The sequence below is a fragment of the Endozoicomonas acroporae genome (assembly GCF_002864045.1).
Taxonomy (GTDB): Bacteria; Pseudomonadota; Gammaproteobacteria; order Pseudomonadales; family Endozoicomonadaceae; genus Endozoicomonas; species Endozoicomonas acroporae.
The window spans coordinates 1-11,884 of sequence record NZ_PJPV01000154.1 but is presented as its reverse complement, the minus strand read 5'-3'; the positions used below and the strand labels follow the sequence as shown (position 1 = coordinate 11,884).

The 11,884-nt window shown below is 50.5% G+C and carries 6 protein-coding genes; all 6 read right to left on the bottom strand.

The features are described 5' to 3' along the window. Entirely contained in the window at nt 1-2,805 is a 2,805-nt protein-coding gene (locus tag CX664_RS20985) for an RAP domain-containing protein (protein WP_101748618.1), read from the bottom strand. A gap of 105 nt (nt 2,806-2,910) precedes the next feature. Continuing rightward, nucleotides 2,911-6,417: an RAP domain-containing protein gene (locus CX664_RS20980; RefSeq protein ID WP_101748617.1), complete on the bottom strand. Its 3,507-nt coding sequence runs from the start codon at nt 6,415-6,417 to the stop codon at nt 2,911-2,913. 105 nt (nt 6,418-6,522) lie between these two features. Continuing rightward, entirely contained in the window at nt 6,523-9,765 is a 3,243-nt protein-coding gene (locus CX664_RS20975) for an RAP domain-containing protein (RefSeq protein WP_101748616.1), read from the bottom strand. Between the two features lie 68 nt (nt 9,766-9,833). Beyond that, on the bottom strand, nt 9,834-11,015 hold the full coding sequence (locus tag CX664_RS20970) for an RAP domain-containing protein (RefSeq protein ID WP_101748615.1): 1,182 nt from the start codon (nt 11,013-11,015) through the stop codon (nt 9,834-9,836). A 178-nt stretch (nt 11,016-11,193) separates the two neighbouring features. Next, on the bottom strand, nt 11,194-11,385 hold the full coding sequence (locus tag CX664_RS25880) for a hypothetical protein (RefSeq protein ID WP_146000190.1): 192 nt from the start codon (nt 11,383-11,385) through the stop codon (nt 11,194-11,196). A 130-nt stretch (nt 11,386-11,515) separates the two neighbouring features. Next, on the bottom strand, nt 11,516-11,884 hold a 369-nt coding region (locus CX664_RS20965), incomplete at its 5' end, for an RAP domain-containing protein (protein WP_146000189.1).

Sequence of the window (11,884 nt, the reverse complement as noted above, 5' to 3'; positions counted from 1 at the left end):
CTATTTTGAATGTTCTTCACCAGTCACGTATGCAGCATCTGCCCACCCTCTTTTAAGTGATACACAGTCATGACCCTGTGGCGCGATGCTTACCCTGATCTTTATTTGATCAATATAGGGTTTCATTAAATCTTTCTTCAAAAGCTGGTTAGCCGGGATTTCAATGACCTCAAATCCTGCTTTTTGCAACAGTGCGATTTTCAGCAGAGTCGAACCATTCCTGGTTTTGAAATCACCACCCACGTAATGAGAGGGGCCCTGAACTTCAATCACCATGTTGTGATCTGGCAGTAGCAGGTCTACCGGAGGTAATGAGTTCAGACTCTTTTCTTCTTCAATCCTCAAAGATGGAATAGATGATTTGAGTTGATCGCGGAAGTCGACCTGGTTTTTTGAAATGTTTGTGTGGTAATGGCGAGCGACCGGACAGGCTCTGCCAAGCCAACTGGCAGCCAGGGTAATGATGGATTGTTCCTCTTCATTGTCTGGCGATGTATTTTTCAGGCGAGTGAACAGGTCATCCATGAGCTGTTCAAACACGCTGCTTTTATTAGCATTGGAATCCAGAAACAACCTGGCACTGCATACCATGACTCCCCACAGAGACAACGGTATCTCTTGCTGAGAAAACTGAGGGTTCTCACTGATTTGATAGACAAGCGATTCGAACGTAGAGGTAACCACGTTCAGCTCAAGGAGTTCACCCAGTTTCGCCATGGTCCAGAGCAGGTTAGCGATTTCATGTGGTTTAAAGTTAGCTTTTTGTGCGTTCACGAGAGGCAACAGCGCGACTAAAGCCTCGTTGAGCTCTGGTGTCCGCTCCTGCGCGTTGTCCACCAGTTTCGCCATGGCCCATAGCAGGTTGGCGATACCCTGGGCATTAAATTGGTCTTTCTGTGCGTGCATGCGGGGTAACAGCGCGGCTACGGCCTCCATGAGCCCTGGTATCCTCTTCTGCCCGTTGTCCACCAGTTTTGCCATGGCCCACAGCAGGTTGGCGATACCTTGTGGTTTAAAGTTAGCTTTCTGGATGTTCACGTGGGGCATCAGCGCGGCTATGGCCTTGCTGAGTCCTGGAGTCGGCTCCTGCCCGCTGTCCACCAGTTTCGCCATGGCCCATAGCAGGTTGGCGATGTGCTGAGGAATAAATTGGTCTTTCTGTGCGTTCACGTGGGGCAACAGCACGGCCACGGCCTCGTTGAGTTCTGGTGTCTGTTCCTGCCCGTTGTCCAGCAGTTTTGCCATGGCCCACAGCAGGTTGGTGATTTCCTGAGGAATAAAGTTAGCTTTCTGTGCGTTCACGTGACACAACAGCGCGGTTACTGCTTTTTTGAGCTCTGCTGTCTGCTCTTGCCCGTTGTCCACCAGTTTTGCCATGGCCCACAGCAGGTTGGTGATTTGCTGAGGATTAAAGTTAGCTTTCTGTGCGTTCACGTGGCGCAACAGCGCGGTCACTGCTTTTTTGAGCTCTGCTGTCTGCTCCTGCCCGTTGTCCACCAGTTTCGCCATGGCCCACAGCAGATTGACGATCCCCTGTGGTTTAAAGTCAGGTTTCTGTGCGTTCACGTGGGCCAACAGCTTGGCCAGGGCTTCGTTGAACTCTGGTGTCTGCTCCTGCCCGTTGTCCACCAGTTTTGCCATGGCCCACAGCAGGTTGGCAATACCCTGGGCATTAAGTTGGTTTTTTTGTGCGTCCACGAGGGGCAACAGGACAGCCACGGCCTCGTTGAGTTCTGGTGTCTGCTCCTGCCCATTGTCCACCAGTTTCGCCATGCCCCACAGCAGGTTGGTGATATGCTGAAGAATAAATTGGTCTTTCTGTGCTTTCACGAGGGGCAACAGGGCGGCCACGGCCTCGTTGAGCCCTGGTGTCCACTCCAGCCCGTTGTCCACCAGTTTCGCCACGGCCCACAGCAAGTTGGCAATGCCCTGGGCATTAAGTTGGTTTTTCTGTGCTTGCACGAGGGGCAGCAGGGCGGCCACGGCCTCGTTGAGCTCTGCTGTACGCTCCTGCCCGTTGTCCAGCAGTTTCGCCATGGCCCACACCAGATTGGCGACTTCTTGTGGGTTAAAGTGAGCTTTCTGTGCGTCCACGTGGGGCAAAAGCGCGACCATGGCCTTGTTGAATTCTGGTGTCTGCTCCTGCCCGTTGTCCACCAGCTTCGTCATGGCCCACAGCAGGTTGGCGATTCCCTGTGCATCAATATCCCTGGCATCAGCTTTTTTGCTGCACTTGAATCTTATTGCATCCAGTAGCGTTGACATTAAGGCAGCTTGAGTATGCTTAACACGCTCATCCATGGGTTTATGAGGGGTAAAAACACCTGCTGAAGTCAATGAGTGAAATGTTGTCGTCAGGCTTCGCCAATTCCAGCTCCGCGTTGCCGCGAAATTTTGCAGCAAACGCATCAGCTGGCTTTGTTCCACTCGATTTAACGGTCTTTTAGCCGCTAACGTGTATTTTTTAACTGAACTGGCATATAGGCCGTGATCTCTCCCATCATAGCGATGACCGAAACGATGCGATTTGCTCACCAGACCAGCCATTATTTCTGGTTTGATGAGGGCATTAAAATCTTGAGCAGAGTTTACTGAACGGTGCATTAAATATTGAGAAGGGCGTGTGCCAGAAGAATGGTGAAATTTATTACATCCCGGGGTAGAGCGGGGGTGACTATCCCGCTGTCTGACTGTGGCATGTCTGTATCGCCCACGCCTTGAATAAGGGGCATGGCCACTCGGTTGGTTGTAACCGTTATCTGATCTTGGGTATTGACCACTGATACCAGCAGAACTTCTATCCATAATTATATTTCATTAATTCATGAAAATATAAAAAGCAGACTGCTGTTCTGTTCAGAAGTTCATTGTGCGGCAAAGTTTACTTGAGTCATGATGGGAGGAAGGCGGTTACTGGCTGCTTGTTTTCTTCCTCTTTGCCGGGTTGGTTTGCTCTGCTAAATGTTCTTCACCAGTAATGTATGCAGTACCTGCCCACCTTCTTTTAAGTGATACAGAGTCATGAGCCTGTGGCGGGATGCCTATCCTGATCTTTATTTGATCAATGTATGGTTTCATTAAATCGTTGTTCAAAAGCTGGTTAGCCGGGATTTCAATGACCTCAAATCCTGCTTTTTGCAGCAGTGCGATTTTCAGCAGAGTTGAACCATTCCTGGTGTTGAAATCACCACCCACATAATGAGAGGGACCCTGAACTTCAATCACCATGTTGTGATCTGGCAGTAGCAGGTCAACCGGAGGTAATGAGTTCAGACTCTTTTCCTCTTCGATCTTCAAAAATGGAATAGATGATTTGAGTTGATCGCGGAAGTCGACCTGGGTTTTTGAAATGTTTGTGTGGTAATGGCGAACGACCGGACAGGCTCTGCCAAGCCAACTTGCAGCCATGGTAATGATGGATTGTTCCTCTTCATTGTCTGGCGATGTATTTTCCAGGCGAGTGAACAGGTCATCCATGTGCTTTTCAAACACGTTACTTTTATTAGCATTGGAATCCAGAAACAACCTGGCACAGCATACCATTACTCCCCAGAGAGACAACGGTATCTCTTTCTGTGAAAACTGAGGGTTCTCACTGATTCGATAGACAAGCGATTCGAACGTAGAGGTAACCACGTTCAGCTCAAGGAGTTCACCCAGTTTCGCCATGGCCCACAGCATGATGGCAATACCCTGGGCATTAAATTGGTTTTTCTGTGCGTTCACGCGGGGCAACAGCGCGGTCACGGCCTCTTTGAACTCTGGTGTCCACTCCTGGCCGCTATCCACCAGTTTTGCCATGGCCCACAGCAGGTTGGCGATATGCTGAGGAATAAACTGGTCTTTCTGTGCGTCCACGAGGGGCAGCAGTGTGGCCACGGCCTCTTTGAAACCGGGTGTCTGCTCCATCCCGTTGTACAAAAGTTTCGCCATGGCCCACAGCAGGTTGGCGATTCCCTGTGGTTTAAAGTCAGCTTTCTGTACTTTCATGTGGGGCAGCAGCGCGGCCACGGCCTTGTTGAAATCGGGTGTCTGCTCCTGGCTGTTGTCCACCAGTTTCGCCATGGCCCAGAGCAAGTTGGCGACTCCCTGCGGAACAAATTGGTCTTTCTGTCTGTGCACGTAGGGCAACAGCGCGGCTATGGCTTCTTTCAGACGAGGTGTCCATTCCTGCCCGTTGTCCACCAGTTTTGCCATGGCCCACAGAAGGTTGGTGATTTCCTGCGGATTGAAGTTTGCTTTCTGTGCGTTCATCTGAGACAACACCGCGGCCACGGCCTCTTTGAGCTCTGGTGTTTGCTTCAGCCCGCTGTCCACCAGTTTTGCCATGGCCCACAGCAGGTTGGCGATTTCCTGTCGTTTAAAGTTGGCTTTCTGTGCATTTACCTGGGGCAACAGCGCAACCACGGCCTCTTTGAACTCTGGAGTCAGCCCCAGCCCGTTGTCCACCAGTTTTGCCATGGCCCACATCAGGTTGGCGATTTGCTGAGGAATAAATTGGTTTTTCTGTGCGCTCACGAGGGGCAACAGGGCGGCTAAAGCCTCTTTGAGCCCTGGTGTCCGCTCCAGCCGGTTGTCCACCAGTTTCGCTATGGCCCATAGCAGGTTGGCGATACCCTGGGCATTAAATTGGTCTTCCTGTGCGTTCACGTGGGGCAACAGCGCGGCTACGGCCTCTTTGACCCCTGAAGTGTGCTCCTGCCCGATGTCTACTATTTTCGCCATGGCCCACAGCAGGTTGGCAATAGCCTGCGGAATAAATTGGTCTTTCTGTGCGTTCACGTGGGGCAACAGGGCGGCCACGGCCTCTTTGAACACAGGTGTCTGCTCCAGCCCGTTGTCCACCAGTTTCGCCATGGCCCACAGCAGGTTGGCAATGTTCTGGGCATTAAGTTGGTTTTTCTGTGCGTCCAGGAGGGACAGCAGGGCGGCCACGGCCTCGTTGAACCCTGGTGTCCGCTCCAGCCCGTTGTCCACCAGTTTCGCCATGGCCCACAGCAGGTTGGCAATGCCCTGGGCATTAAGTTGGTTTTTCTGTGCGTTCATGAGGGGCAACAGGGCAGCCACAGCCTCGTTGAGCCCTGGTGTCCGCTCCAGCCTGTTGTCCACCAGTTTCGCCATAGCCCACAGCAGGTTGGTGATGTGCTGAGGAATAAATCGGTTTTTCTGTGCGTTCACGAGGGGCAACAGGGCGGCCACAGCCTCGTTGAGTCCTGGTGTCCGCTCCAGCCGGTTGTCCACCAGTTTCGCCATGGCCCACAGCAGGTTGGCAATGCCCTGGGCGTTAAATTGGTCTTTCTTTGCATTCAGGAGGGGCAGCAGGGCGGCCACCGCATCTTCGAGACCTGGTGTCCGCTCCAGCCCGTTGTTCTCCAGTTTTGCCATGGCCCACAGCAGGTTGACAACGCCCTGGGCATTAAGTTGGTTTTTCTGTGCGTTCACGAGGGGCAACAGCGTGGCCACGGCCTCTTTGAGCCCTGGTGTCCGCTCCAGCCCGTTGCCCACCAGTTTCGCCATGGCCCACAGCAGGTTGGCAATGGCCTGGGCATTAAACTGGTTTTTCTGTGCGTTGATGAGGGGCAACAGGGCGGCCATAGCCTCTTTGAGCTCTGCTGTACGCTCCTGCCCGTTGTCCAGCAGTTTTGCCATGGCCCACACAAGGTTGGTGACTTCCTGTGGTTTAAAGTGAGCTTTCTGTGCGTTCACGTGGTGTAACAAAGCGACCACAGCCTCGTTGAGCTCTGGTGTCAGTTCCTGCCCGTTGTCCACCAGTTTTGCCATGGCCCACAGCAGGTTGGCGATTCCCAAGGCATCAATATCCCTGGCTGGAGGCTTTTGGTTGCAGTTAAATATTATTGCATCAAATAGCGTTGACAATAAGTTAGCCTGAGTAAGTCTAACTCGCTCATCCATGGGTTTGTGTAGGGTAAAAACACCCGCTGAAGTCAATGAGTGCAGTGTTGTCGTCAGGCTTCGCCAATTCCAGCTCCGTGTTGCTGTGAAATTTTGCAGCAAATGCATCAGCTGGCTTTGTTCAGCTCGATTTAACGGTCTTTGAACAGCTGACGTGTATTTTTTAATTGAACTGGCATACTGCCCGTGATTTCTCCCATTATAGCGTTGACCGAAACGATCCGATTGACTTACCAGATCATCCATTATTTCTGGTTTGATGAGGGCATTAAAATCTTGAGCAGAGTTTACTGAACGGCACTGTAGATGTTGAGAAGAGCGTGTGCCAGAAGAATGGTAAAATTCATTGCGACCCGGTGCAGTGCGGGGGGGATGATTCCATTGTCTGACTGCGGCATGTCTGTATCGCCCACGCCTTGAAGAAGGGGCATGGCCATTCGGTTGGTTGTAACCGTTATCTGATCTTGCGTATTGATCACTGATACCAGCATAACTTCTATCCATAATTATATTTCATTAATTCATGAAAATACAAAAAGCAGACTGCTGTTCTGCCCAGAAGTTCATTTTGCAGAAAAGTTTACTTGAGTCATGATGGGAGTCAGGCGATTACTGACTGCTTGTTTTCTTCCTCTTTGCCGGGCTGGTTTGCTCTGCTAAATGTTCTTCACCAGTCACGCATGCAGCACCTGCCCACCCTTTTTTAAGTGAAACAGAGCCGTGACCCTGTGGCGGGATGCTTACCCTGATCTTTATTTGATCAATATAGGGTTTCATTAAATCGTTGTGCAAAAGCTGGTTAACCGGGATTTCAATGACCTCAAATCCTGATTTTTGCAGCAGTGCGATTTTCAGCAGAGTCGAACCATTTCTGGTGTTGAAATCACCACCCACGTAATGAGAGGGTCCCTGAACTTCAATCACAACGTTGTGATCTGGCAGAAACAGGTCAACCGGAGGTAATGAGTTCAGACTCTTTTCTTCTTCAATCTTCAAAGAGGGCAGATATGATTGGAGTTGATCGCGGAAGTCGACCTGGGTTTTTGAAATGTTTGTCTGGTAATGGCGAACGACCGTACAGGGTCTGCCAAGCCAACGTGCGGCCATGAACATGATGGATTGATCCTCTTCATTATCTGGCGAGGTATTTTCCAGGCGAGTCAACAGGTCATCCATGTGCTTTTCAAGCACGTTATTGTTATTGGCATTGGAGTCCAGAGCCAACCTGGCACAGCAAACCATGACTCCCCAGAGAGACATGGATATCTCTTCCTGAGACAACAGCAGGTTCTTATTGATTCGATAGACAAGCGATTCGAAGGTAGAGATAGCCAGATTCAGCTCAATGAGTTCACCCAGTTTGGCCATGGCCCACAGCAGGTTGGCAATACCCTGGGCATTGAATTGATCTTTCTGTGCGTTCACGAAGGGCAACAGCGCGACCACAGCCTCGTTGAGCCCTGCTGTCTGCTCTTGCCCGTTGTCCACCAGTTTTGCCATGGCCCACAGCAGGTTGGCGATATGCTGGGGAATAAATTGGTCTTTCTGTGCATTCACGTTGGGCAACAGCGTCGCCACTGCTTCGTTGAACTCTGGTGTCTGCTCGTACCCGTTGTCCACCAGCTTTGCCATGGCCCACAGCAGGTTGGCGATATGCTGGGGAATAAATTGGTCTTTCTGTGCATTTACGTTGGGCAACAGTGTGGCCACAGCATCTTTGAGCTCTGGTGTCTGCTCCTGGCCGTTATCCACCAGTTTCGCCATGGCCCACAGCAGGTTGGCGATATGCTGGGGAATAAATTGGTCTTTCTGTGCATTCACGTTGGGCAACAGTGTGGCCACAGCATCTTTGAGCTCTGGTGTCAGCTCTTGCCCGCTGTTCACCAGTTTGGCCATGGCCCACAGCAGGTTGGCAATACCCTGGGTATTAAATTGGTCTTTGTGTGCGTTCACGGGGGGCAGCAGCGCGACCACAGCCTCGTTGAGCCCTGCTGTCTGCCCCTGCCCGAGATCCATCAGTTTCGCCATGGCCCACAGCAGGTTAGCAATTTCCTGTGGGTTAAAGTTAGCTTGTTGTACGATCACGCAGGTCAACAGCGTAGCCACCGCTTGGTAGAACTCTGGTGTCTGCTGGTACCCGTTGTCCACCAGTTTTGCCATGGCCCACAGCAGGTTGGCGATATGCTGGGGAATAAATTGGTCTTTCTGTGCATTCACGTGGGGCAACAGTGCGGGCACAGCATCTTTGAGCTCCGTTATCCGCTCCAGCCCGCTGTCCACCAGTTTCGCCATGGCCCACAGCAGGTTGGTGATTTCCTGGGCATTAAATTGGTCTTTCTGTACGTTCACCTGGTGCAACAACGCGGCCACGGTCTCGTTGAGCTCTAGTGTCCGCTCCTGGCCGTTGTCCACCAGTTTCGCCATGGCCCACAGCAGGTTGGCGATACCTTGTGGTTTAAAGTTAGCTTTCTGTGCGTTCACGTGGGACAGCAGCGTGGCCGCAGCCTCTTTGAGTTCTGGTGTCCGCTCCTGGCCGTTGTCTACCAGTTTCGCCATGGCCCACAGCAGGTTGGCGATACCTTGTGGTTTAAAGTTAGCTTTCTGTGCGTTCACGTGGGACAGCAGCGCGGCCGCAGCCTCTTTGAGCTCTGGTGTCCGCTCCTGGCCGTTGTCCACCAGTTTCGCCATGGCCCACAGCAGGTTGGCGATGCCCTGAGGAATAAATTGGTCTTTCTGTGCGTTCACGTGGGGCAACAGTCTGGCCACAGCATCTTTGAGCTCTGGTGTTTGCTCCAGCCCGCTGTCCACCAGTTTCGCCATGGCCCACAGCAGGTTGGCGATTTCCTGTGGTTTATAGTTAGCTTTCTGTGCGTTCACTTGGGGCAACAGCACGGCCACTGCCTTGTTGAGACCTGGTGTCCGCTCCAGCCCTTTGCCCACCAGTTTCGCTATGGCCCACAGCAGGTTGGCGATATGCTGAGGAATAAATTGGTCTTTCTGTGTGTTCACGTGGGGCAACAGCGCAGCCACGGCCTCGTTGAACTCTGGCGTCTGCTCCTGAGCATTGTCCACCAGTTTCGCCATGGCCCACAGCATGTTGGCGATTTCCTGTGGTTTAAAGTCAGCTTTCTGTGCGTTCACGCGGTGTAACAAAGCGACGATGGCCTCGTTGAACTCTGGTGTCCGTTCCTGCCCGTTGTTCACCAGTTTTGCCATGGCCCACAGCAGGTTGGCGACACCCTGGGTATCAATATCTCTGACTGGAAGTTGTTGGTTGCAGTTAAATATTATTGAATCAAATAGTGTTGACAATAAGTTAGCCTGAACAAGTTTAACTCGCTCATCCATGGGTTTATGAAGAGTAAAAACACCCGCTGAAGTCAATGAGTGAAATGTTGTCGTCAGGCTTCGCCAATTCCAGCTCCGTGTTACGGTAAAATTTTGCAGCAAACGCATCAGCTGGCTTTGTTCTGTTCGATTTAACGGTCTTTTAGCAGCTGACGTGTATTTTTTAATTGAACTGGCATATAGGCCGTGATCTCGCCCATCATAGCGATGACCGAAAAGATTCGCTTTGCTCACCAGACCAGCCATTATTTCCTGTTTGATGAGGGCATTAAAATCTTGAGCAGAGTTTATTGAACGGCACTGTAGATGTTGATAAGAGCGTGTGTCAGAAGAATGGTAAAATTGATTGCGACCCGGTGCATTGCGGGGGGGATGATTCCATTGTCTGACTGTGGCATGCCTATATCGCCCACGGTTTGAAGAAGCGACCTGGCCATTCGGTTGGTTGTAACCGTTATCATATCTTGTGTATCGACCACTGATACCAGCAGAGCTTCTATCCATAATTATATTTCATCAATTCATGAGAATATAAAAAGCAGACTTCGGTGTTGTTCAGAAGTTCATTTTGCTTAATCTGCCAAAGGATCACCTGTGGATTCAGACTCAAGTCTGGAAGCTCCTTCCCTGGTCTTTATTTGATCAATACATGGTTTTATTGAATCCTGGTCCCAAACCGTGTTAGCAGGGATTTCCATGATCTCAAATCCTGCTTTTTTCAGCAGTGCGATTTTCAACAGAGTCGAACCATTCCTGGTTTTGAAATCACCACACACGTAATGAAACGGTCCCTGAATTTCAATAACCATGTTGTGATCTGGCAGTAGCAGGTCAACCGGAGGCAGTGAGTTCAGGTACTTTTCTTCTTCAATCTTCAATGAGGGAATGCATGATTGGAGTTGATCGCGGAATTCGGCTTGAGGTTGTGACATGGTGCGCAGGTAATGGGGGACGATCGGACACGCTCTCCCAAGCCAACTTGCGGCCAGGGCAATGATGGATTGTTCATCTTCATTGTTTGGGGAGGTATTTTCCAGACGAGTAAACAGGTCATCCATGTACTTTTCAATCACGCTATTTTGATTGGCGTTGGAGATCAGGGACAACCTGGCACACCATACCATTACTCCCCATAGAGACATCCATATGTCTTGCTGAGAGAGCTGAGGGGTTTCACTGATTCGGTAGATAAGAGATTCAAACGCAGTAGTCACTATGTTCAGCTCAAGGAGTTCACCCGGTTTCGCCGTGGCCCACAGCAGATTGGCGATTTCCTGTGGATTAAAATTGGCTTTCAGTGCATTCACGAAGGGCAACAGCGCGGCCATGGCCACTTTAAACCTGGCTGTCTGCTCCTGCCCGTTGTCCGCCAGTTTCGCCGTGGCCCACAGCAGGTTGGTGATACCTTGTTGTTTAAAGTTAGCTTTCTGTGCCTTCACATAGGGCAACAACGCGGTCACGGTTTCGTTGAGCCCGGGTGTCGGCTCCTGCGCGATGTCTGCCAGTTTCGCCATAACCCAAAGCAGGTTGGCGATTCCCTGGGCATCAATATCCCTGGCATCAGCTTTTTTGCTGCAATTGAATCTTATTGCATCCAGTAGCGTTGACAATAAGGCAGCTTGAGTATGCTTAACACGCTCATCCATGGGTTTATGAGGGGTAAAAACACCTGCTGAAGTCAATGAGTGAAATATTGTCGTCAGGCTTCGCCAATTCCAGCTCCGCGTTGCTGCGAAATTTTGCAGCAGACGCATCAGCTGGCTTTGTTCCGCTCGATTTAACGGTCTTTTGGCAGCTAACGTGTATTTTTTAACTGAAATGGGATATAGGCCGTGATCTCTCCCATCAAGCGATGACCGAAACGATGCGATTTGCTCACCAGACCAGCCATTATTTCTGGTTTGATGAGGGCATTAAAATCTTGAGCAGAGTTTACTGAACGGCACTGTAGATGTTGAGAAGAGCGTGTGCCAGAAGAATGGTAAAATTCATTGCGACCCGGTGCAGTGCGGGGGGGATGATTCCATTGTCTGACTGTGGCATGTCTATATCGCCCACGCCCTGAAGAAGGGGCATGGCCATTCGGTTGGTTGTAACCGTTATCTGATGTTGCGTATTGACCACTGATACCAGCAGAACTTCTATCTATAATTATATTTCATTAATTCATGAAAATATAAAAAGCAGACTGCTGTTCTGCTCCGAAGTTCATTGTGCGGAAAAGTTTACTTGATTCATGATGGGAGGAAGGTGATTACTGACTGTTTGTTTTCTTCCTCTTTGCCGGGTTGGTTTGCTCTGCTAAATATTCTTCGGCAGTAACGTATGCAGCATCTGTCCACCCTCTTTTAAGTGATACAGAGCCATGCCCCTGTAGCGGGATGCTTATCCTGGTCTTTATTTGATCAATGTATGGTTTTATTAAATCCTGACTCAAGAGCATGTTACCCGGAATTTCAATGACCTCAAATCCGGATTTTTGCAACAGTGCGATTTTCAGCAGAGTCGAACCGTTCCTGGTATTGAAATCACCACCCACGTAATGAAAGGGTCCCTGAACTTCGATCACTATGTTGTGATCTGGCAGAAGCAGGTCAACCGGAGGTAATGAGTTCAGACTCTT

Excerpts from the sequence above, each read along its gene's own strand:
- CX664_RS20985 (WP_101748618.1), bottom strand. The coding sequence starts at position 2,805 with ATGGATAGAAGTTCTGCTGGTATCAGTGGTCAATACCCAAGATCAGAT.
- CX664_RS20980 (WP_101748617.1), bottom strand. The coding sequence starts at position 6,417 with ATGGATAGAAGTTATGCTGGTATCAGTGATCAATACGCAAGATCAGAT.
- CX664_RS20975 (WP_101748616.1), bottom strand. The coding sequence starts at position 9,765 with ATGGATAGAAGCTCTGCTGGTATCAGTGGTCGATACACAAGATATGAT.
- CX664_RS20970 (WP_101748615.1), bottom strand. The coding sequence starts at position 11,015 with ATGCGTCTGCTGCAAAATTTCGCAGCAACGCGGAGCTGGAATTGGCGA.